The sequence below is a fragment of the Pseudomonas sp. DTU_2021_1001937_2_SI_NGA_ILE_001 genome (genome assembly GCF_032463525.1).
Taxonomy (GTDB): Bacteria; Pseudomonadota; Gammaproteobacteria; order Pseudomonadales; family Pseudomonadaceae; genus Aquipseudomonas.
The window spans coordinates 1,422,106-1,445,165 of the sequence record NZ_CP135971.1 but is presented as its reverse complement, the minus strand read 5'-3'; the positions used below and the strand labels follow the sequence as shown (position 1 = coordinate 1,445,165).

15 protein-coding genes and 1 pseudogene are annotated in these 23,060 nt (G+C 64.4%); 5 read left to right on the top strand and 11 right to left on the bottom strand.

The genetic code is table 11. The features are described 5' to 3' along the window. Window positions 1-95: 95 nt before the first annotated feature. On the top strand, window positions 96-1,133 hold the full coding sequence (locus tag RRX38_RS05815; RefSeq protein WP_315961885.1) for an OmpA family protein: 1,038 nt from the start codon (window positions 96-98) through the stop codon (window positions 1,131-1,133). Between the two features lie 522 nt (window positions 1,134-1,655). On the opposite strand, the gene cobA is transcribed toward RRX38_RS05815, so the two are convergent. From cobA to RRX38_RS05785, 6 genes and pseudogenes are all read right to left on the bottom strand, one after another. After that, complete coding sequence (gene cobA / locus RRX38_RS05810) at window positions 1,656-2,402, bottom strand: uroporphyrinogen-III C-methyltransferase (RefSeq protein ID WP_315961884.1); 747 nt, start codon at window positions 2,400-2,402, stop codon at window positions 1,656-1,658. A 10-nt stretch (window positions 2,403-2,412) separates the two neighbouring features. Beyond that, window positions 2,413-5,133 (bottom strand): molybdopterin-dependent oxidoreductase, encoded by a 2,721-nt coding sequence (locus tag RRX38_RS05805; RefSeq protein WP_315961883.1) that lies wholly within the window; start codon window positions 5,131-5,133, stop codon window positions 2,413-2,415. Between the two features lie 5 nt (window positions 5,134-5,138). Beyond that, window positions 5,139-6,347: pseudogene (locus RRX38_RS05800) on the bottom strand (NAD(P)/FAD-dependent oxidoreductase); the annotation flags it as partial. Window positions 6,348-6,780: 433 nt separating this feature from the next. After that, a complete protein-coding gene (locus RRX38_RS05795; protein ID WP_315961882.1) occupies window positions 6,781-8,439 on the bottom strand; it encodes a bifunctional protein-serine/threonine kinase/phosphatase in 1,659 nt (552 codons plus the stop codon). A 9-nt stretch (window positions 8,440-8,448) separates the two neighbouring features. Continuing rightward, window positions 8,449-9,660 carry a nitrate/nitrite transporter gene (locus RRX38_RS05790; RefSeq protein WP_315961881.1) on the bottom strand — a complete coding sequence of 404 codons (1,212 nt, stop codon included), beginning with the start codon at window positions 9,658-9,660 and terminating at the stop codon, window positions 8,449-8,451. 360 nt (window positions 9,661-10,020) lie between these two features. Beyond that, the gene (locus tag RRX38_RS05785; protein WP_315961880.1) at window positions 10,021-10,995 is read right to left on the bottom strand and encodes a GlxA family transcriptional regulator; all 975 of its coding nucleotides are present in this window, start codon (window positions 10,993-10,995) and stop codon (window positions 10,021-10,023) included. 120 nt (window positions 10,996-11,115) lie between these two features. On the opposite strand from RRX38_RS05785, the gene RRX38_RS05780 reads away from it, so the two are divergent. Continuing rightward, entirely contained in the window at window positions 11,116-11,724 is a 609-nt protein-coding gene (locus RRX38_RS05780; RefSeq protein ID WP_315961879.1) for a cysteine hydrolase family protein, read from the top strand. Between the two features lie 165 nt (window positions 11,725-11,889). On the opposite strand, the gene RRX38_RS05775 is transcribed toward RRX38_RS05780, so the two are convergent. Both RRX38_RS05775 and RRX38_RS05770 read right to left on the bottom strand, forming a co-directional pair. Next, a complete protein-coding gene (locus RRX38_RS05775; RefSeq protein ID WP_295479171.1) occupies window positions 11,890-12,465 on the bottom strand; it encodes an ANTAR domain-containing response regulator in 576 nt (191 codons plus the stop codon). A gap of 13 nt (window positions 12,466-12,478) precedes the next feature. Continuing rightward, a complete protein-coding gene (locus RRX38_RS05770; protein ID WP_315961878.1) occupies window positions 12,479-13,690 on the bottom strand; it encodes a CmpA/NrtA family ABC transporter substrate-binding protein in 1,212 nt (403 codons plus the stop codon). Between the two features lie 229 nt (window positions 13,691-13,919). Here RRX38_RS05770 and RRX38_RS05765 point away from each other — a divergent pair, with 229 nt between their 5' ends. Beyond that, a complete protein-coding gene (locus RRX38_RS05765) occupies window positions 13,920-14,945 on the top strand; it encodes a quinone-dependent dihydroorotate dehydrogenase (protein ID WP_315961877.1) in 1,026 nt (341 codons plus the stop codon). Window positions 14,946-15,065: 120 nt separating this feature from the next. On the opposite strand, the gene rmf is transcribed toward RRX38_RS05765, so the two are convergent. Further along, on the bottom strand, window positions 15,066-15,281 hold the full coding sequence (gene rmf / locus RRX38_RS05760; protein WP_295479445.1) for a ribosome modulation factor: 216 nt from the start codon (window positions 15,279-15,281) through the stop codon (window positions 15,066-15,068). Window positions 15,282-15,842: 561 nt separating this feature from the next. Here rmf and rlmKL point away from each other — a divergent pair. Both rlmKL and RRX38_RS05750 read left to right on the top strand, forming a co-directional pair. Then, on the top strand, window positions 15,843-18,062 hold the full coding sequence (gene rlmKL / locus RRX38_RS05755) for a bifunctional 23S rRNA (guanine(2069)-N(7))-methyltransferase RlmK/23S rRNA (guanine(2445)-N(2))-methyltransferase RlmL (RefSeq protein ID WP_315961876.1): 2,220 nt from the start codon (window positions 15,843-15,845) through the stop codon (window positions 18,060-18,062). Between the two features lie 227 nt (window positions 18,063-18,289). After that, window positions 18,290-20,704, top strand: a complete 2,415-nt coding sequence (locus RRX38_RS05750) for a diguanylate cyclase (protein ID WP_315961875.1) — start codon at window positions 18,290-18,292, stop codon at window positions 20,702-20,704. Window positions 20,705-20,950: 246 nt separating this feature from the next. Here the strand turns inward: RRX38_RS05750 and dacB are convergent, their stop codons facing one another. Together dacB and RRX38_RS05740 are read right to left on the bottom strand one after the other, a co-directional pair. Continuing rightward, entirely contained in the window at window positions 20,951-22,420 is a 1,470-nt protein-coding gene (dacB, locus tag RRX38_RS05745) for a D-alanyl-D-alanine carboxypeptidase/D-alanyl-D-alanine-endopeptidase (protein WP_295479189.1), read from the bottom strand. A 238-nt stretch (window positions 22,421-22,658) separates the two neighbouring features. Continuing rightward, a complete protein-coding gene (locus RRX38_RS05740) occupies window positions 22,659-23,003 on the bottom strand; it encodes a YggL family protein (protein ID WP_295479192.1) in 345 nt (114 codons plus the stop codon). Window positions 23,004-23,060: the final 57 nt, after the last annotated feature.

The window sequence follows — 23,060 nt, the reverse complement described above, 5'->3', positions numbered from 1 at the left end:
TCCCTCTAACGAACCGGCAGGTTCTGATAGACTTGCCAACAAGTTGTCCCCGGTTTGTGGGGCTGCTTTACAATCACCAGATGGGGATTTAACGGATGAAACTGAAAAACACCTTGGGCTTGGCCATTGGTACTATCGTTGCCGCAACTTCGTTCGGCGCGCTGGCACAAGGCCAAGGCGCAGTCGAAATCGAAGGCTTCGCCAAAAAAGAATATTTCGATAGCGCTCGCGATTTCAAAAACGACGGCAACCTGTTCGGTGGCTCGATCGGTTACTTCCTGACCGACGACGTCGAACTGCGTCTGGGCTACGACGAAGTGCACAACGTCCGTGGCGACGATGGCAAGAACATCAAGGGCTCCAACACTGCCCTGGATGCTCTGTACCACTTCAACAACCCAGGCGACATGCTGCGTCCGTACGTTTCCGCTGGTTTCTCTGACCAGAGCATCGGCCAGACTGGCCGTGGTGGTCGTAACGGCTCCACCTTCGCCAACATCGGCGGCGGTGCCAAGCTGTACTTCACCGACAACTTCTACGCCCGTGCCGGCGTTGAAGCCCAGTACAACATCGACCAGGGTGACACCGAGTGGGCACCTAGCGTCGGTATCGGTGTGAACTTCGGTGGCGGCAGCAAGCCAGCCGCTGCTCCTGCACCCGCTCCAGTCGCTGAAGTCTGCTCCGACAGCGACAACGATGGCGTTTGCGACAACGTTGACAAGTGCCCAGACACCCCAGCCAACGTTACCGTTGACGCTGATGGCTGCCCGGCTGTTGCCGAAGTCGTTCGCGTTGAGCTGGACGTCAAGTTCGACTTCGACAAGTCGGTCGTCAAGCCTGACAGCTACGGCGACATCAAGAACCTGGCTGACTTCATGAAGCAGTACCCACAGACCACCACCACTGTTGAAGGTCACACTGACTCCGTCGGTACTGACGCTTACAACCAGAAGCTGTCCGAGCGTCGTGCTAACGCCGTCAAGCAAGTTCTGGTCAACCAGTACGGTGTAGGCGCTAACCGCGTTCAGTCCGTTGGTTACGGTGAGTCCCGCCCAGTTGCCGACAACGCCACCGAAGCTGGCCGCGCCGTCAACCGTCGCGTAGAAGCCGAAGTAGAAGCCCAGGCCAAGTAATTCGCCTGACTTCTGCAGGGCAGGCTGCCCCGGCAGCCTGAACCGCTGAAAAATGCCCCAGACCGCATGGTCCGGGGCATTTTTCGTTTGAGCCCGCTTAAACTTAAGCGGGCTTAAACGCAATACTGATCTTTTAGACCAAAGCAATCCGATCTGGCGTCGCTTTTGCTTTTCAAGCATCGCCCTCACAGACGCCGCAAAACGCGACTTCGGTGCAGGCCGAGTGGAGGTGTCATGGAAGGGGGTAAGCCGGCAGGGAAGCCGGCTTAGGTGCACTGGGCCAGGGACGGCCCATTGCGCCGGCCCCCTGGAATGGCGCCGGAAGGAGGGAAGTCTGCCCGCAGGGCAGACCCAAGCCAGGAGCAATGGCTTTTGGTTACTTTTGGCCGGAACCAAAAGTAACCCGCCGTAAAGGCGGAAAGGTGACTAAAGGGCACTCATGCTGCGGCGGGTGTACCCGGTCCAGATAGCCTGCCATTCGCGAGCAAGCTCGCTCCCACAAAGTGAACTGTCTTCGCGGCGTCAGCCGACAGCCAGCAATGGCAGCAGGGTGGCGCCTGAGACGGCACCCACCACCTCTCCGATCACCAGCACTGCCGGGCTTTTCAGCGCGAACGCCTGTGCATCCGCCTGCATGGCCTGCAGGGTGCTGCGGCATTCGCGCTGGTTGGGCAGGGAGGCGTTCTCGATCATTGCCACCGGCATGCCGGGCGGCATGCCCCCGGCGAGCAGGCCACTGTGTATGGCTTCGAGGCGTGCCACGCCCATGTACACCACCAGGGTGGTGCCGCCCTGGGCCAGGGCTGGCCAGTTCAGCTCAGTGTCGTCCTGGGTATGTGCGGTCACCAGGGTCACGCCACGGCTGATGCCACGCAGGGTCAGGGAAATACCGCACTGGGTCGCGCCGGCCAGGCCGGCGGTGATGCCGTTGACCAGTTCCACCTCGATACCGTGGCCCCGTAACCACTCGGCTTCTTCGCCGCCACGGCCGAAGATGCACGGATCGCCACCCTTGAGGCGGACCACGCACTTGCCCTGCCGGACGTAGCGCAGCATCAGGCGATGGATGAAGGCTTGCGGCGTGGAGCGGCAGCCGCCGCGCTTGCCGACGCCGATCACCCGCGCCTGGGGACAATGTTGCAGCACGGCCGGGTTGACCAGATCGTCGATCATCACCACCTGCGCGCTGTTCAGGGCGCGCACCGCCTTGAGGGTCAACAGCTCAGGGTCGCCAGGACCCGCACCTACCAGCCAGACTTTTGCATGCATGACGATTTCCTCACTCAGGGACGGCGACCAGATTGATCAGGCGCTTGATTTCCGGAACGCAGGAGCCACATTGGCTTGCGCAGCCCAGCTGGTTCTTCAGCTCTGCCAGGTCCAGGCCACGACCGATGGCAGCTTCGATGGCGCTCTGGCTGACGTTCTTGCAGTTGCACAGGATCCTGTCGCGGGCCTGGCTGGCGGTTCGCCCCGGCTCACGCGACAGCGGGGCCAGTAGCCAGCGGCGCAGCGAGTCATCGACCCGGCCTTCCAGCCAAAGGCCTTGCAGCCAGTCCTGGGCCAGGGTTTCACCGGCCAGACGCAGGGCGGTGATGCGCTGCGCCTCGATGCGCACCCGCTTGCCGACGCCGTGGGCCGGGTCGTCGTAGGCCATCACCGGACCCTGGTCCAGCCCCAGCAGGCGGTCGATCTGCGCCAGCAGCTCGGCCGCTGCGGCGTTGGCGTGGGCAGCACGGATCACCAGCGCCGGTCGCTCGCGGCCGGTCAGGCCCAGGCTCAGGTAGTCGAAGGCTTCGCACAGCGGGCGCAGGGCCTCCAGGTGCTGCTGCACGTCACCTTCGATCAGCGCAAAAAAATGCCAGGGCAGGTGGGCCTTCTCGACGCGCACGCCGGCGTGCTTGAGCTCCGGTTGCCGTGACAGCGGATCGAAGGCCGACAGGGTCAGGCAGTTGACGCCGCCCTTGAGGAAGCGGTCGCCCCAATGCATGGGCAGGTAAGCGTGTCCGGGACGCAGCGAATCGTCGCTGACGACGGGCACCACCAGGCTGCCACGCCGGCTGTGCACCTGCACCAGTTCACCGTCTTCCAAGCGCTGATGCTGCATGTCGGCGGGGCTGAGACTCAGCCGTGCTTCGCTGACATGCCCGAACAGCCGAGCGGCAGTGCCGGTACGGCTCATGCCATGCCAGTGGTCACGCAGCCGCCCGGTGTTCAAGGTCAGCGCAAAGCGCGCGTCGCGAGTTTCCTTCGGCGCGCGATAGGCTTCGCTGATGAAGCGGGCGCGCCCCGAGTCGGTGGGGAACCGGCCATCGGTGTACAAGCGTGGTGTACCGCTGCCGGCACCTTGCGGGAACGGCCACTGCTGCGGGCCGAGGCGGTCGATCAGCGCACGGTCCAGGCCCGACAGGTCCAGGTCGCGACCTTGAGTCAGGCCCTTGTATTCGTCGAACAGCCCTTGCGGGTCAGTGAACTCGAACAGCGGCGCACTGCCGGGGCGCAGGCGTGCCTGCAGGCGCCGGGCGAAATCCACGGTAATGGCCCAGTCTGGCCGGGCCTGTCCAGGGGCGGGCACCGCCTTGCGCACGTTGGACAGGCGGCGTTCGGAGTTGGTCACCGTGCCTTCTTTCTCGCCCCAGCTGGCCGCTGGCAGCATCAGGTCGGCATGTTTGGCCGTTTCGGTGGTTCTGAAGGCCTCCTGCAGGACCACGAAAGGACAGGTGTTGAGCGCCTCAGCGACTGCGGTCTGGTCGGGCAGCGATTGTGCCGGGTTGGTGCAGGCGATCCACAGCGCCTTGATCTTGCCGTTGCGCATCTGTTCGAACAGTTCGATGGCGGACAGTCCGGGCGTTGCCGGCAGCGCGTCGACCTGCCAGTACTCAGCCACTTCCCGGCGGTGCTCGGCGTTGCCGGCCTCGCGATGGCCGGGGAGCAGGTTGGACAGGCTGCCGGTTTCGCGGCCGCCCATGGCATTCGGCTGGCCGGTGAGTGAGAACGGACCGGCGCCAGGGCGGCCGATCTGCCCGGTGGCCAGGTGCAGGTTGATCAGCGCGCTGTTTTTGGCGCTACCGGCGGTGGACTGGTTCAGCCCCATGCACCACAACGACAGGAACGCCGGCGCCTCGCCGATCAGCCGTGCGCAGCTGTGCAGGTCATCGAGGCTGATGTCGCATAGCTGCGCCACGTACTCGGGGGTGTAGTCGCTGACCAGCTCCTGGAGTTCGGCGAAGCCCTCGGTGTGCTCGTCGATGTAGCGCCGATCGGTCCAGCCGTTGCCGATCAGCAGATGCAGGAGGCCGTGGAACAGCGCTACGTCGGTGCCGCCCTGGATCGCCAGGTGCAGGTCGGCCAGTTCGCAAGTGTCGGTGCGGCGTGGGTCGACGACGATGATTTTCATGTCCGGGCGCTGGCTCTTGGCGGCCTCCAGGCGGCGGAACAGCACCGGGTGGGCGTAGGCCATGTTGCTGCCGACGATCAGCAGGGTATCGGCCAGTTCGATGTCTTCGTAGTTACAGGGCGGCGCATCGGCGCCCAGGCTGCGCTTGTAGCCGACCACCGCCGAAGACATGCACAGCCGCGAGTTGCTGTCGATGTTGTTGGTCCCTATCAGCGCCCTGGCCAGCTTGTTGAACGCGTAGTAATCCTCGGTCAGCAACTGCCCGGAGATGTAGAACGCCACGCTGTCGGGGCCGTGTTCGGCGATGCTGTGCGCGAACACCTCGGCGGCGTGCTCCAGTGCGGTGTCCCAGTCGGTGGCGGTGCGTGGCAGCTGCTTGCCCAGACGCAGTTCCGGCTGCAGTGCGCGGCTGCTCAGGTCACCGGTGAGGTGCAGGCTGGAGCCCTTGCTGCACAGACGACCGAAGTTGGCCGGGTGCTGGGGGTCGCCGCTGACACCATGGATGCGAGTGCCATCGTGCTCGATCAGTACCCCGCAACCGACCCCGCAGTAGCAGCAGGTGGAAGCCGTGGTTTGCAGTGCAGGCAGGTTCAGGTCGGTCATGCTTGCAACGCCTGTTCGCCGAACATCAGGTGCTGGCGGATGCTGTCGATGCGCGCATTGGCGCGGATTTGCTCGGTGTACCAGCCGCCGTCCGCGGTGTCGCCGTACAGGCAGGCGCCGACCAGCAGGTCGTCCTTGATCACCAGTTTCTTGTACACGCCGCTGATCGGGTCGGAGTAGGTGATGCTTTCGGTGCCTTCGCCGCCCATGAAGTCGCCGACGGAGAACAGGTCGATACCGGTAACCTTGAGCTTGGCCGAGGTCACCGAGCCGGCGTAACGGGCGAAGCCCAGTTGCGCCAGGTGGTTGGCGCACACCCGGGCCTGTTCGAACAGTGGCGCGACCAGGCCATAGGCGATGCCCCGGTGGCTGACGCACTCGCCGATGGCGTAGATGCGCGGATCGAAGGTCTGCAAGGTGTCGTTGACCAGAATGCCGCGATCACAGGGCAGCCCGGCTTGTTCGGCCAGGCGGGTTTCCGGGCGAATGCCGGCGGCCATCACCACCAGGTCGGCAGGGATGCGGCTGCCGTCCCTGAAGCACACCTCGCTGACCCGGCCCTGCTCGTCGCCCAGCAGTGCGGTGGTGTGGGCTTCCAGGCGGAAGCTCAGGTTGCGCTGTTCCAGGGCCTGCTGCAGCAGTTGCCCGCTGGTCTTGTCCAGCTGGCGCTCCAGCAGGCTCTGTCCGTGGTGTACCACGGTGACCTGCATGCCGCGCTGGGCCAGGCCATTGGCCGCCTCCAGGCCCAGCAGGCCACCGCCGATCACTACCGCGCGGCGGTGGGTCGCGGCGGTGTCGATCATCTGCTGGGTATCGGCGATGTCACGGTAGCCGATTACCCCCTGCAGGTCGTTGCCGGGCACCGGCAGAATGAACGGTCGCGAGCCGGTGGCGATCAGCAGGCGATCGTAGTGGGCCTCGCTGCCGTCATCGGCGATGACCCGGCGCTTGACGCGATCGATCTTCACCACGCGCCGACCCAGACGCAGGTCGATGCCATGCCCGCGGTACCAGTCCAGGTCGTTGAGGACGATGTCGTCGAAGCCCTGTTCCCCGGCCAGCACGGGGGAGAGCATGATGCGGTTGTAGTTGGGATGTGGCTCGGCGCCGAATACCGTGATGTCGTAAAGGTCGGCACTGAGCTTGAGCAGTTCTTCGAGGGTGCGGACCCCGGCCATGCCGTTGCCGATCATCACCAGTCTGAGTTTGTTCATCGGGGCCTCCCGCCGGGCGCCTGGGCGCTGGAAAAATTCACTGCAAACAAAAAGGCGCCCCCGCCAGTTGCCTGACGAGGACGCCTTTGTCCGTTCCCGTTATCCGGGAAATGCCGCCTTCGCCATTGAAAGCGGCACCTGATGTGTGTGTTGGGTTTTCCTGATGCAGAGGTTGTGCCATTTTGCCGCTGTGCGTGGAAATCGGGAGCTGCGGCGTTTGGCAAGGCCTGTTCATGCACCGGCTTGAGGCGCGATGCACGGTCGCGGGGCGTCAGCTCCGGCTAGAGCCAATACAGTTCGGTTAGACGTCATGTGGCCCGGTGGGAGCGGCTTTAGCCGCGAAAGAGTCAGGAAATTCAGTGCATTTGTTGTGAACATGCAGTCGCTTCGCGGCTGAAGCTGCTCCTACCGGTCCAACTGATCTTTATTGGGACTAGAGGTGCAGCAGCGCTACGGCTGCCAACAGATTGCCCAGTAGCGACAGCAGCGCCAGGGTGCGCCAGACCTTCAGCGGCTCGCGTTCCAGCCAGGGGCGGGGCCTGACCTGCGTCACCTGCCGCTCGCCCTGTTCCAGTTCCAACAGCCATTGTTCCGCCGTTTCGTAGCGCTGCGCGGGGTCGGCTACCAGCGCCTTGGCCAGGTTGCGCTCCAGCCAGTCCGGTACATCGGGTCGATATCGGCTGGCCGGCACCAGGCTGGCGAAGCGCGGTTGCTGGAAGGCCTCCACCTCGCCATACGGATACTGCCCGGTCAGCAGGTAATACAGCGTCACCCCCACGGCATACAGATCCTGTTGCGGTGCTGGCGTTGCGCCCTGGAAGGCCTCCGGCGCCAGGAAGCTGGGCGTGCCGGGCAACTCGCCAGGGGCCTGTGTCGACAGCCCGGGACAGAAGGCCAGGCCGAAATCCAGCAGGCGCAACTCGCCGTCTTCATCCAGCAACAGGTTCTCCGGCTTGATGTCGCGATGGATGATGTTGCGTCGGTGCAGCAGTCCGCTGGCACGCAGCAGACGTACCGCGATGTCCTGCCACTGCGTCAGTGGCAACGGACCGCTGAGGGCGAACAGCTGGGCCAGGGTGCGGCCGGGGTACAGGCGCATCAGGTAGTACAGGTGCTGGCGTTCGGGCAATGGCGCCACTTCGGGGACGTGGCGGCCCGCCACCCGGCGCAGGAACCACTCTTCCAGCAGCAGCGCCTGGCCGGCGCCTGCTTCGTCGGCACGGCAGGGTGGCAGAGTCTTGAGCAGCCAGGGCTGGCCGCTGTGGTCCTCGACCCGGTAGAGCAGTGACTGTTGCGAGCGGGCGACGACGCTGCGCACCTGCCAGCCTTCGAAGCGCTGGCCCGCCTTGAGTGCCGGAGGCAGCGGCCATTGCTGCAACTGGCGCAAGGTGTCGCCCAGGTCGTCGTGCCCCAGCGCGTCGACACGGATCAGCAGCGCGCTGGCGTTGTCCTGGCTGCCGGCCAGGTGCGCGGTGTTGACCAGTGCCCGGGCACAGTCGTCCAGGTCGGTCTGGTCGTTGAGGATCGAGGCGATGCCCCGGTCGCCCAGCGTCGCCCAGACACCGTCGCTGACCAGCAGCAGGTGTTCGCCTTCCTGCAGTTCGCCTTCCCGGTAATCCAGCACCACATACTGGTCCAGGCCCAGGGCACGTTTGAGCACGTGGTTCATGTCTGGCTGTTCCCAGACATGCTCCTCGCTGAGGCGCTGCAGCTGTCCGGCCTGCCAGCGGTACACCCGGCAGTCGCCGACGTGCGCCAGGGTGAAGCGCCGCCCGCGCAGCACCAGCGCACTCAACGTGGTCATCAGGCCGTTGGCCAGCAGCCAGCGATTCTGCGCCAGTAACAGCTTGTCCAGCGCCTGGGTGATGCCCCAGGTTTCCGGGGTGGCGTAGTAATCCAGAGCCAGGGCCTGGAGGGTCGATTGCGCGGCCAGGGCACCGTCGCTGCACTGGCTGACGCCATCGGCCAGGGCAAACAGATGGCCCTTGCTGGCCGCCAGCGCCGGCACCGGCGTGACCAGGCGCAGGGCGTCCTGGTTCTCGCTGCGTGGGCCGCTGGCGCTGAACTGCGCACAACTCAGTTGCAAGGTCATACCGCAGGCTTACACGCGCGCGGCGGTGACGGCCGCCGAGCCCCAGGTGGTGCGCCAGCGGCGCTTGACGTTGAGCAGGCCGAACCAGGCCAGCACCGCCAGGCCGGCGAACAGCCACAGGCCCAGCTGGTAGTCGCCGGTGTGCTGCTTGATGCTGCCCAGGCCGGCTGCGAGCAGGAAGCCGCCGATGCCGCCGGCCATGCCGATCAGCCCGGTCATCACGCCGATTTCCTTGCGAAAGCGCTGTGGCACCAACTGGAACACCGCACCGTTGCCGGCCCCCAGGCCGAGCATGGCGGTGACGAACAGTGCCAGGGCGGCCACCGAACTGGGCAGGTTGAAGCCCACTGCAGCGATACCGATGGCAGCAACCATGTACATCGCCGCCAGGGTGCGGATGCCACCGAAGCGGTCGGCCAGCGCGCCACCCAGTGGACGCATCAGGCTGCCACCGAACACGCAGGCGGCGGTGTAGTAGCCGGCGGTTACCGGGCTCAGGCCGTACTGGTCGTTGAAGTAGCCGGGCAGGGCACTGGCCAGGCCGATGAAGCCGCCGAAGGTCACGCTGTAGAAGAACATGAACCACCAGCTGTCACGGTCGCCCAGGGCCTTGAAGTAGTCGGCCATGGACTTGGCCTTGGCACGCTGCGGAGCATTGCGGGCCAGCAGGCAGAAGGCGACGAGGGTCAGCACCAGTGGGATCAGCGCCAGGCCGAACACGTTGCCCCAGCCGAAGCTGGCAGCCAGCACCGGGGCGATCAGCGCGGCCAGTACGGTGCCCGAGTTACCGGCGCCGGCGATGCCCATGGCCTTGCCCTGATGCTGTGGTGGGTACCACTGCGAGGCCAGCGGCAGGGCCACGGCGAAGGATGCACCGGCCATACCGAGAAACAGGCCGAGCAACAGCGCGTGCTCGTAGCTATGGATGCCCAACTGCCAGGCGCAGAACAGCGCGACGATGACGATGACCTGGCCGATGACGCCGGCGGTCTTCGGCGACAGCTGATCGGCGAGCATGCCCATCAGGAAACGCAGCACGGCACCGGCCAGAATCGGCGTGGCCACCATCAACCCGCGTTGCTGGGTGGTCAGTTGCAGGTCGCTGGCGATCTGTACCGCCAACGGGCCGAGCAGGTACCAGACCATGAAGCTCAGGTCGAAATACAGAAAGGCTGCAAACAGGGTCGGTTTATGCCCGGCCTTCCAGAAGCTTGTATCCATTGCACACCTCGTCATCTGCCAGAAAGAGTTCGCCGGGCATCGCCACGGCGTGGAAGTCGTCAGGAGATGAGCTCACGCGGCATTGGCGGCTCACCCGGCCCCGTCGCCGGGGCCTGAAACGCAAAAGACGCCGCATCTCGAACAGCCTTGGGGGCTGAAGAGAGGGCGACGTCTTTGTCGTGATCGGTGGGGCAACCGCCGTTGGCTACCTGTGGGCAGGCATTTGCAAGAGCTGGGCCAGTTGTTCGTGACGCTGACCCAGCCAGGCGTTGCGCCGGGCACGAAGCCGCGTAGCGCGTCGCGCTTGCGCCATTTGGGCGCACCGGCGGGCCATTGTGAAAGGTTTCGGGTCAGTCAGGCTCAGGCCGCCGGGGCGGGCGCGCCGTTGCGAAACAGCCGGCGGTAGGCCGAGGGCGAGATCTGCAGCGTCTGGAGAAAATGCTGGCGCAGCGACGCACTGCTGCCGAAGCCGCATTCATCGGCGATCTGTTCGATGGAGTGGGCGCTGCTTTCCAGGCGCTGACGGGCCAGGGCGATGCGCTCGTGGCGCAGCCAGTCGCCGAAGCTGTGCCCGGTGAGGCGCTTGAACTGCCGGGTGAAGGTGCGGCGGCTCAAGGCCAGGCGCTCGGCAACGGTATCGATGGGGTGCGACTGGTGCAAATGCGCGCGCAACCAGTCCAATAGCTCGGCCATGCGTCGGTCGGCCAGGCGGCGCGGCACCGGCTGTTCGATGAACTGCGCCTGGTTGCCTTCGCGATGGGGCGGGACCACCAGACGCCGGGCCACCTGGTTGGCGGCGTCGTGTCCATAGTGCTCACGCACGATATGCAGGCAGCAATCGATTCCGGCGGCGACGCCTGCCGAGGTCATCACGCTGGCGGATTGCACGTAGAGCACATTGGGGTCCAGTTGCACGTCCGGGAAACGGCGTTCGAAATCCGCTGCCCAGGCCCAGTGCGTGGTGGCCGAACAACCCGTCAGCAGTCCGGCCTCGGCCAGCACGTAGGCGCCCAGGCACAGGCCGACCACCCTGGCGCCGCGGGCATGCGCTTGCCGCAGGCCATCGAGCAGGGCCTGCGGCGGTGCATCCCCGCTGGTTCGCCAGCTGGGTACGATGACGATGTCCGCCCAGTCGAGGCCTTGCAGGTCATGATCGCAGGCCACGCTGAAGCCGGCGGTGGAGCGCAGCGGGCCCGGCTCTGCGGCGCACACTCGCACATCGAACCAGGGGCCTTGGTGCACGCGGTTCTCACCCAGTACCAGACAGGGCACCGAGAGGTGGAAAGGGCTGATCTGGTCGAAGGCCACCACGGCGACCTTGATGGATGAAGGCATGGGTGTTCCGATTCTGTGAGAATGGCCCGATCCTGATGAAATATGGCATTCGGGTCAATGGTGGCCTTGTCGAGGATCACCGAAACTGGACCGGTCTTCAGCAATCAGGGAATCCATGACATGGCCAATCCAAGACGCGCATTGATCGTCATCGACGTGCAGAACGAATATTTCAGCGGTGGGCTGCCCATCGAGTACCCGGACCCGCAGGTGTCGCTGGCCAACATCGGTCGGGCGATCGACACCGCCGAGGCCCATGGCATTCCGGTGGTGCTGGTGCAGCACCTCGCGGCGGCCGACTCGCCGTTGTTCGCCCGGGGTAGCGAGGGTGCGGCGCTGCACCCGGCGGTGGCTGGGCGCCGACATGCGCTGCTGGTCGAGAAAGGGCAGGCCAGCGCCTTCGTCGGCACCGGGCTGGGCGAATGGGTGCGAGAGCAGCAGATCGATACCCTGACGGTGGTCGGCTACATGACCCAGAACTGTGACGACGCGACCATCAAGCATGCCGTGACCCTGGGTCTGGGGGCGGAGCTGCTCAGCGATGCCAGCGGCTCGCCGTCCTATGCCAATCGCGCCGGTCAGGCTACGGCCGAGGAAATCCATCGCGTGGTGACCGTGACCTTGCAGGCAGCCTTCGCGGCGGTGGCCAGTACCGATGCCTGGATCGCGGCGGTGGAGGCGGGCGAGGCGCTACCACGCGACAACATCTACAGCTCGACGCGCCGTTAGGTCCTTCAGCCTGGGCGGCGTTGGTCGCCATACGGGTCGATTGGACCGTTGGAGCTTGCTCGCGATGGCCGCGTCACATGCCCGGCAGATGCAGGTAGTTTGTTGACCTGTTCGCGAGCAAGCTCCAACAAAAGCCAAAGAGCGCCTAACTGACCAGTCTTGCGCCTAGCCGAGCATCTCGCTCATGGCGATGATCTGCTCGGCCACCTGGATCAGCTTCTGCTGGCGGCTCATGGCCTGGCGGCGCATCAGGGTATAGGCCTCTTCCTCATTGCAGTGCTTCATCTTCATCAACAAGCCTTTGGCCAGTTCGATGCGCTTGCGCTCGGCCAGCTGCTGGTCTCGGGCCAACAGTTGTGCGCGCAGGGCCTGGTCGCTCTCGAAGCGGGCCATGGCGACATCGAGGATCGGCTGCAGACGCTGGGTCTGGATGCCTTCGACGATGTAGGCACTGACTCCGGAGCGGATGGCCTGGCGCATCACGCCGGGATCGTGCTCGTCAGTGAACATCACGATCGGCCTGGGCTGGTCGCGGCTGACCAGTACCACCTGTTCCATTACGTCGCGGCCCGGCGATTCGGTGTCGATGAGAATCACGTCGGGGCGCAAGGCTTCCACGCGGGCGGGCAGGTCGATGCTCAGGCCCGACTCGTCAATGACCTCGAAACCGGCCTGGCTCAGTGCCGCCTTGAGGCGGCCAACCTTCTTGGGTGTGTCGTCGATCAGCAGGATACGCAGCATGCTTGCGACCTCCTCACCGGGTGGCGATGGCAGGTGCGCCATCGCTACGTGAATGCAGGGTGAAGCTGCGTGCGTAGCCGACCGGGTCGCTGCCATCCCAGACCCGGCCATCGATCAGCTGGCTGCTGCGCAGCGTGCTGTCGGGTATCGCGATGTCCAGGGCGCGGGCCGCTTGGTCGTAGAGGTCAAGCTGATGCACGCGGCTGGCCACTGCCAGGTAGTCCGGGTCCTCGCGCAACAGGCCCCAGCGACGGAACTGGGTCATGAACCACATACCGTCGGACAGCCAGGGAAAGGTCACCTGGCCGTCGCCGAACAGGCGCAGCGCATGCGGATCCTGCCAGTGGTTGCCGAGGCCGTCGTCGTATTGGCCCAGCAGGCGCGGTTCGATGCAGTACACCGGTGTGTCGAGGTAATCGATGCCGCTGAGCAATTGTGCGGTGCTGCGGCGGTTTTCCACGCTCTGTTCGATGAAGCGGCTGGCTTCCAGTACCGCCATGGTCAGGGCGCGAGCGGTGTTGGGGTTCTGCTCGACGAACTCGCGGGTGCAGCCCAGCACCTTGCCGGGATGGTCGGGCCATATCGACTGACTGGTGGCCAGGGTAAAGCCCAGTTGCTGGTTGACCGCACTGGCCCCCCAGGGCTCGCCCACGCAGCAGCCGTCGATACGCCCGGCCTGCAGGTGCGCGACCATCAGCGGCGGCGGTACTACGACGCTGTTGACGTCCTTGAGTGGATGGATGCCCTGGCTGGCCAGCCAGTAATACAGCCACATGGCATGGTTGCCGGTGGGAAAGGTCTGCGCAAAGGTCAGCTTTGCACTGTTGTGGTGCGCGTAGCGCTCCAGTGCTGCAGGGTTGGTCACGCCCGCGCGTTGCAAGGCATGGGACAGGTGGATGCACTGGCCGTTCTGGTTCAGGCCCATGAGCACCGCCATTTCGGTACTCGCGGTGCCGCTGATGCCCAGTTGCATGGCATACACCAGGCCGTACAGGCTGTGGGCGGCCTGCAGCTGACCGCTGATCAGTCGGTCGCGCAGGTTGGCCCAGGAGCTTTGGCGCCGGAGGTTCAAGGTCAGGCCGTAGGGCTGGGCGAATCCCTGAGTGGCGGCCACCACCAGGGACGCGCAGTCGGTCAGGGGCATGAAGCCGATGTCGATGCTGTTCATTTCCGGGGCATCGCTGCCCGCCACCCAGTCCAGGGCATTGCTTGCTCGAAGGGTCATAAGCCTTGCCTGTCCACACATTCAAAAAAAACGTCGTCAGGCTTCATTGCAGGCAATGAACCCTGACGACGCCATTGTCGATCTCGCACCGGCGCCTTTGCCGGAGCTATTGAAGAGATTTAGCAAGGCCTGTGCCAGTGCTCCAGACGCAGTCATGGCTCGCCTAGCGAGGGTAGCGGCGTCTATAATCGCCGGCTGACTCCAGCCGCCTAACGAGCCTTGCCCGCCCATGTACAACCTGGCCCGCCAGCTACTCTTCAAACTCTCCCCGGAAACGTCCCATGACCTGTCGCTGGACCTGATCGGCGCCGGTGGCCGTCTGGGCCTCAACGGCTTGCTGTGCCGCGCGCCGATGCAGCTGCCGGTGACCGTGATGGGCCTGCGCTTCCCCAACCCGGTGGGGCTGGCAGCGGGCCTGGACAAGAACGGTGCGGCCATCGACGGCTTCGCGCAGCTTGGCTTCGGTTTCGTCGAGATCGGTACCGTGACGCCACGCCCGCAGCCGGGCAACCCCAAGCCCCGGCTGTTCCGCCTGCCCGAGGCCGAAGGCATCATCAACCGCATGGGCTTCAACAACCTGGGCGTGGATCACCTGCTGCAGCGGGTCAAGGCGGCCAAGTACCGTGGCGTGCTGGGCATCAATATCGGCAAGAATTTCGATACGCCGGTCGAGCGTGCGGTAGATGACTACCTGATCTGCCTGGACAAGGTCTACGACCATGCCAGCTATGTGACCGTGAACGTCAGCTCGCCGAATACCCCGGGCCTGCGCAGCCTGCAGTTCGGCGACTCGCTCAAGCAGCTGCTTGAAGCCCTGCGCTTGCGCCAGGAGGCGCTGACCCAGCAGTACGGCAAGCGGGTACCCCTGGCGATCAAGATCGCGCCGGACATGACCGACGAAGAAACCGTGCTGGTGGCCAGCGCGCTGCTGGAAACCGGCATGGACGCGGTCATCGCCACCAATACCACCCTCAGCCGCGAAGGTGTCGAAGGCCTGGCGCATGCCAACGAGGCGGGCGGCCTGTCCGGTGCGCCGGTGCGTGAGAAGAGCACCCACACGGTGAAGGTTCTGGCGGGTGAACTGGCCGGGCGCCTGCCGATCATCGCTGCAGGTGGTATCACCGAGGGGCGGCATGCTGCCGAGAAGATCCAGGCGGGCGCGAGCCTGGTGCAGGTCTATTCGGGATTCATCTACAAAGGTCCGGCGCTGATCCGCGAGTCGGTGGACGCGATCGCCGCGCTGCCGCGCTCCTGACGCCAGCAAAAAGGGGCTCCTGAAAAGGAGCCCCTGGGCCTGTGGCCTGCCGCCTGGTTGGGCGGTGATCAAGTAGTAATGAAGTCAAACAAAAATGTGATGGACTGGTCGGAAGCTACCTCAGCCGACCGCGTGAAGTTCGTTGAGTCTGTGGATGCCCGCAGTGCCGGTCATGCCATCCCAGTGGTCGCCGCGGCCCTCCCGCCAGCCATTGATCCAGGCTTGACGTACCGACGGCAGGGTAAATGGGCAAAGCTCGCGGGACTTGCCATTAACACCGTACTGATAGCCGCGCAAAAATGCTCTTTCCAACGGATCACGCTTGAGTCTTCTCATAGGGTGTTGCCCTCGTTTGTTGACTGTAATGTCCATGGACCTCATGTCGAGGTCAGGCAGAAATCTTCTGCCTTGTCTGCCCGCTGCCGGCGTCACGGGCGAGGTGCCGCCACCGTTGCGGTGACGACCTGAGACGATTTCTAACCAAAGCGCGAATGGCTGTGAATGATCGATTTGTCATAAGCACGTCACATTTAGAACTGACCAGCCATAAGAAACACTGTGTTTCATCACTGAATCAGTCAATAATCCTGCGCCCCCAAGGAGTTGCGTTTCTCCGGCGCCGAAACGGCGGAGGTCGGTGATGGCTGAATGCTTTTAGTTGTTATTCGACGAAGGGTCGCAACAGGATGTGTCTTGTCGCTCGTTCGCAGCGTTATGGCGCAAGGCTATCCGTAAAGTGCAACAATCCATGAAACGACTGTCGCCGTGATGCAACATTTTCACGCGATGGACCGGCACAATGTGTGTGCCATGCAGGTGCTGACTGAACAGCACCTGTCTTGAATCAGGTCGGGCGATGCGTTGCCCGCCACAGACGGCCCAGGCCCTGGAATCTACATGTCGGATCGCTACGAACTTTATCTCACCTGCCCCAAGGGCCTGGAAGGACTGCTGGCCGAGGAGGCTACCGGGCTGGGCCTGGAAGACACCCGGGAACACACCAGCGCCATTCGTGGCCAGGCCGACATGGAGACCGCCTACCGGCTGTGCCTGTGGTCGCGGCTCGCCAACCGGGTGCTGCTGGTGCTCAAACGCTTCCCGATGAGCAATGCCGACGACCTCTACCAGGGTGTGCTGGACGTCGATTGGCAGGACCACCTGGAGCCTGATGGCAGCATTGCCGTGGAGTTCAGCGGCCATGGTTCGGGGATCGACAACAGCCACTTCGGTGCCCTGAAGGTCAAGGACGCCATCGTCGACAAGCTGCGCACTGCCGACGGTCTGCGCCCCTCGGTGGACAAGATCAACCCGGACCTGCGCGTACACCTGCGTCTTGACCGTGGTCAGGCAATCCTCTCGCTGGATCTTTCCGGGCACAGCCTGCACCAGCGCGGTTACCGCCTGCAGCAAGGTGCGGCGCCGCTCAAGGAGAACCTCGCCGCCGCCGTGCTGATCCGTGCCGGCTGGCCGCGCATCGCCGCCGAAGGCGGCGCACTGGCCGACCCGATGTGCGGGGTCGGCACCTTCCTGGTCGAAGCGGGGATGATCGCCGCCGATATCGCCCCGAACCTCAAGCGCGAGCGCTGGGGGTTCTCGGCCTGGCTGGGGCATGTGCCGGCGTTGTGGCGCAAGCTGCACGACGAAGCCCTGGCGCGCGCCGAGGCCGGCCTGGCCAGGCCGCCGCTGTGGATTCGCGGCTACGAGGCCGATCCGCGGCTGATCCAGCCGGGGCGCAACAACATCGAACGCGCCGGGCTGAGTGACTGGATCAAGATCTACCAGGGCGAGGTCGGCACCTTCGAGCCACGCACCGACCAGAACCAGAAGGGCCTGGTGATCTGCAACCCGCCGTACGGCGAGCGCCTGGGCGACGAAGCCAGCCTGTTGTACCTCTACCAGAACCTCGGCGAGCGGCTGCGCCAGGCCTGCTTCGGCTGGGAGGCGGCGGTGTTCACTGGCGCTCCGGACCTGGGCAAGCGCATGGGCATTCGCAGCCACAAGCAATATGCGTTCTGGAACGGCGCCTTGCCCTGCAAGCTGCTATTGCTCAAGGTACAGCCCGACCAGTTCGTCACGGGCGAGCGGCGCCAGGGCGACCATCGACAGGCCGAGCCCGGTGCAGACCACGAGCCTCGCCAGCCGGCGACGGCCGCTGCGCCCGTGGAGCAGGCACGCCTCAGCGAAGGCGGGCAGATGTTCGCCAACCGCCTGCAGAAGAATCTCAAGCAGTTGGGCAAGTGGGCACGTCGTGAAGGCGTGGAATGCTACCGCGTGTATGACGCCGACATGCCCGAGTATGCACTGGCGGTCGACCTGTACCGCGATTGGGTGCATGTGCAGGAGTATGCGGCGCCGCGCTCGGTCGACCCGCAGAAAGCCTCGGCGCGCCTGTTCGACGCCCTGGCAGCGATTCCGCAGACCCTGGGCATCGACAAGAGCCATGTGGTAGTCAAGCGTCGCGAACGCCAGACCGGCACTCGCCAGTACGAGCGCCAGGCGGCCCAGGGGCAGTTCCTCGAAGTCAACGAGGGCGGCGTACGCCTGCTGGTCAACCTGACCGATTACCTGGACACCGGCCTGTTCCTCGACCATCGGCCGATGCGCATGCGCATCCAGCGCGAGGCAGCTGGCAAGCGCTTCCTCAACCTGTTCTGCTACACCGCCACGGCCAGTGTGCATGCGGCCAAGGGCGGTGCGCGCAGCACCACCAGTGTCGACCTCTCGCGCACCTACCTGGATTGGGCGCGGCGTAACCTGTCGCTCAATGGTTTTTCCGACAAGAACCGCTTGGAGCAGGGCGACGTGATGAGCTGGCTGCGCGAGTGCCGCGAAGAGTACGAACTGATCTTCATCGACCCGCCGACCTTCTCCAACTCCAAGCGTATGGAAGGGGTGTTCGACGTGCAGCGTGACCAGGTCGAGCTGCTCGACCTGGCGATGGCGCGTCTGGCACCCGGCGGCGTGCTGTATTTCTCCAACAACTTCCGGCGCTTCGCGCTGGACGAGCATGTGATGCAGCGTTATGCGGTGGAGGAAATCACTGGGCAAACCATCGACCCGGATTTCGCCCGTAACGAGCGCATCCACCGAGCCTGGAGAATCACCGCCCGGGGTTGAGTGCGGCTTTCCAGAACTGTCGCAGGTCAGGCCCGCCATGCCTTGAATCTGGCATATTCAACGGTCAAGAGCAGGAGGCTCGGGCATTCTCGCTGCCGTCGAGGCGAGAATGCCGGATTCGCCGAGGTTATGTCTTTGGATGGGCTAGGCAAATTAATGGCGAATAGCTATAAGGGAAGCACGGCCAGCCGGACGTCAGATCTTCGTTGGCGTCATGGGTCGTGAGTATGGCTGCTAAAACAACCCGATCCCGAGTATTCGGGAGCCTCAACCAGCAGGCTTCGGCCTGGTCGGTCGCCTTGGCGGTTCTGATCGCCGGGCTGGGGCTGACTGCCTTTCTCGCACTGGACAATTATCAACTCTATCAGCGCCAGCTGAGCCAGCGTTTCGACCTGCTGGCCAGCGAGCGTTTCATCCGCATCCAGGAACGCCTCGACAGCCAGGTCAGTCGGCTGGACAGCCTGCGGCGCTTCTTCGTCTATTCGGATGTGGTCTCACGCGACGAATACAACGGTTTCGCCGCCCCGTTGCTCGACGGTACCCAGGCCTATTCCTGGAGCCCCAGGGTGAGCGACGCCGAGCGTGCGGATTTCGAGGCCAAGGCCCGTGCCGAGGGGCTGGCCGGGTTCGTCATTCGTGAGCGGGGGGCGGATGGGCGCCTGGAGGTGGCGGCGCGGCGCGATGAATATTACCCGGTGCTCTACACCCAGTCGCAGAGCGTCCTGCCGCTGCCATACGGGTTCGATGTCGCCTCTGAATCCTTGCGGCGGGAAACCCTCGAGAGGGCGCGCATGCTGGGCTCCGTCGCTGCGACGCCGAGGATCGAGCTGGTGGGGTTGGATAAGGAATACGCCTACGGGGTGCTGCTGGTGGCGCCGCTGTTCGAACGCCAAGAGTCGAGCGCGGAGCTGCGCGGCTATGTCATGGCGGTGATCAGCCTGGGCGATGTGATGAACGAAGGGCTGCCCACCCAGGACAATCTGGCGGTGACCATGCTCGACCTCGGTTCGCCCGCCGAGCCACAGCTGCTCTACCAGTCGCATGTGCAGGCCGGCGAAGGTGACCTGCGTGTCAGCACCTTGCTGAATCTCGGCGACCGTGACTACTTGCTGGAAGTCCGCCCGACCGAGGCGTTCCTGCGCACCAACCAGTCCATGGCCGGCAGCGTGGGCGTGCTCGGCGCGCTGCTGAGCCTGATGCTCGCGGCCTTGCTGTTCAGCCTGATCGGCCAGCGTCAGCGGGCCTTGGCACTGGTCGAGCAACGTACCTCCGAGCTGCGCCAGCGTGAACAGCAGCTGCGCGTCACCCATGGGCAGTTGTGCAACGTACTGGATGCCGCCACCGAAGTGGCGATCATCGCCACCGACCTGAACGGGGTGATCACCACCTTCAACGTCGGGGCACAGAAGATGCTCGACTATCGCGAGGAGGAGGTGCTGGGCCTGTTCGCCCTCGAGGACCTGCATGACCCCGCCGAACTGCAGGCCCACGCGCAACGCTTGCACAATAGCGGCCAGGCCCGGGTTTCGGCCGGGCAGGCCATGCTGGTCGAGGCTGCCGAACCGGGCCATCACGCGGCGCGCGAGTGGACCTTCCGGCGTCGCGACGGCTCCACCCTGACCGTCAACATGCTGGTCACGGCGGTGCGTGACGATCAGGAGCAGTGGGTGGGCTACCTGGCGGTGTGCATCGACGTTACCGAACGCAAGCGGGTCCACGAAGCCCTGGCAGCCCGTGACCTGCTGTTGCAGCGCCTGGGCAGGCAGGTACCGGGTGGGATCTATCAGTTCCAGCGCTCCGCCGACGGCGAGCCGCGCTTCAACTACATCAGCGTCGGTATGTGCCAGCTGTATGAACTCACCGAAGAACAGATCGTCGCCGACGCCTCGACGGTGTTCGACCGTATCCATGTCGACGACCGACCGAGCACCGTGCGCCTGATGCTGGCCAGTACCGAGCAGTGCAAGCCCTGGCGTGACGAGTTCCGTATCGACCTGCCCAAGCGTGGCGTACGCTGGATCCGCGGCGAGGCCACCCCGGAACGCCTGCCGGATGGCGGCATCCTCTGGCATGGCTTTCTCAGCGACATCACCGACATGAAGCGTGTCGAGGACGAGCTGCGTGCCTTGTCCATCACGGATGTGCTCACGGGGGCCTACAACCGGCGCTACTTCCAGGAGCGGTTGCAGGCCGAGTTGCGCCGTGTCGAACGCTATGGTGGGCAGTTGGCAGTGATCATGCTGGACATCGACCACTTCAAGCGCATCAACGACCAGTATGGGCATGGCGTCGGCGACTGCGTACTGCAAGATGTGTCACGTACCATCGGCCAGCGGCTGCGCACTGAAGACGTGTTCTGCCGCCTGGGCGGTGAGGAGTTCATCATCCTTTGCCCGGCGACCGATGCCGCGCAGGCCAGCCAGTTGGCGACCAGCCTGTGGCAGAACCTGCGCAGCCAGGCCATGGATGGCGTAGGGCGGGTGACCGCGAGTTTCGGCATTGCCTGCTGGCGCCCCGGTGAGGGCGCCGACGCGCTGCTGCTGCGCGCCGATTCGGGCGTCTATGCGGCCAAGCAGGCCGGGCGCGACCGTGTCGCCCCCGAGCGGCTCGAACCCTACCGGGCCGAGCCGGACCGGGTGTGAAGCCGATACTGTTCAGTCAGACCGTTGGAGCGAGCTTGCTCCAACAAAAGCCGATGACCCGTGTTGGATGTAAAGCCAACACAGTTCAGTTAGTCGGTATGTGGCCGGTGGGAGCGGCTTTAGCCGCGAAAGCACCAGGAAATTCACTGCATCTGTTGTAAACAGGCGGTCGCTTCGCGGCTGAAGCCGCTACCTACCCGGCCTGACTGAGCAGTGTTGGATGTAAAGCCGCTCCTGCAACCCGTTTCAGGGCTGCAGGATCGACGCGGTGCCGTTGTTCAGCTTGGGCTGGCGATACAGGTCGACCAGCACTTCGTCGAGGATCGAAGAGGCGCCGAATGGCCGTGGGTCGTTGAGGATGGCGACCACCGCCCAGGTGTTGCCGTTACTGTCACGGCTGTACCCGGCAATCGCGCGCACGGTATTCAAGGTGCCGGTCTTGATATGCGCTTCGCCAAGCAGTGCGGTGCGCTTGAGGCGCTTGCGCATGGTGCCGTCCATGCCCGCCAGGGGCAGCGAACTCATGAACTCGGCGGCGTAGGGACTGCGCCAGGCGGCCTGCAGCAGCATGGCCATCTCGCGGGCGCTGACCCGCTCGGCACGCGACAGACCTGAACCGTTTTCCATGACCAGATGCGGCGCGGTCATGCCTTTCTTCGCCAGCCACTGGCGGATCACTCGCTGCGCGGCCTTGGCATCGTCGCCGTCGGCACTGGTGCGGAATTCTTCACCCAGGCTCAGGAACAGCTGCTGGGCCATGGTGTTATTGCTGTACTTGTTGATGTCGCGGATCACCTCGACCAGGTCGGGCGAGAACGCCCGGGCCAGCAGCTTGGCGCCGGAAGGCACGGTGCCGACCTTGTCGCTGCCCTGGATAGTGCCGCCCAGCTCCTGCCAGATGGCCCGCACGGTGCCGGCCGCGTAGGCCTGGTGGTCGAGCAGCGACAGGTAGGTCTGCGAGTTGCAGCCCTTGGCCAGTTGCCCGGTGACCTGCACCAGCAGACTGCCGTCGGCCTGGGATACGGGGTTGTAGCGTACGTCGTCGCTGCATTGCTTGCTGGCGACGTTCTTGACCTGGTTGTCGATGCGGATCGTGGCGATGGGGGGCTCGACGGCCACCGTGATGCGGCCGTCGTCGTTACGGGTCACGAAGCGCAAGGCCTTGAGGTTGATCAGCAGGGAGTCCGGGCGCACCAGGAAGGGCTTGCTGTGATCGCCGCCATCGTCATCGAAGGCGGGCAGCTGCGGTTGTACGAAGTGGCTGCGGTCCAGGATCAGGTCGCCGGTTACCTGCTGCACACCGTTGGCGCGCAGATCGCGCATCAGCAGCCAGAGTTTTTCCATGTTGAGCTTGGGGTCGCCGCCACCCTTGAGGTACAGGTTGCCGCGCAACACGCCGTTGCTCAGGGTGCCGTCGGTGAAGAATTCGGTTTTCCACTGATGGGTAGGGCCGAGAATTTCCAGGGCCGCGAAGGTGGTCACCAGCTTCATGGTCGAGGCCGGATTGACCGAGACATCGGCATTGAACACGGTGGGAGTACCGGGACCATTGAGCGGTACGGCCACCAGCGAGAGCGCGTCGTCGTTGAGCTTGCTGGCCTTCAGGGCCTGCTGGACTTTGGGGGGGAGGGTGGTGTTGATCGTGGCAGCCTGGGCCTGCAGCGCCAGAGGTAGGAGAAAAGTGGCCAATAGCAAGGGGCGCAAAGATCTGATCATCAGGTAAAAACCCTACTGCAAGATGAAAAACCAGATGAGGGTGAAGATATCCCTCGATGACTATAGATGGCGCAGAGGACATGAGCATGCGCGACAAGAACGCCGCATTATGCCCCAAGTAGAGGGCGCTTCGGGCGCGGGGGCGGTTTTTTTCATGTGCAGATGGCCTGGCGGATGCTGGACGCCGCGCAAGAAAAAGCCACCCCGTGGGGTGGCTTCTCGGTCAACGCCAGGCGGCTCAGGCAGCCGGGTTGATCGGCTTGTCCGGATACCAGGCGTCGAGCAGGGGGCTGACTTCGACCTTGGTCGGTTCAGGACGGGCTTTCAGCCAGGCTTCTACGGCAGCGCGCTGTTCTTCGCTCACCGAGCCGCGCTTGGCCAGGCATACCAGACCGTAGTCATCGCCACCGACATAATCCAGGCCGTTGGCATCCATGGCTTCGGTCAGGAAGGCGTCGAGGAAAGCGTCGATTGCTTCTTCGGACAGGTCTTCCTTGAATTCCAGGTTGAGTTCGAAACCCAGTTCCTGAAACTCATCCACACAAAGTTTCTTGCGCAGACGACGGGAGCGGTTTGTGGCCATGAAGCGATCCTCTTGAGTAATTTCGTGGCGCAGTCTATCAGCTAAGCCAGCGCGACG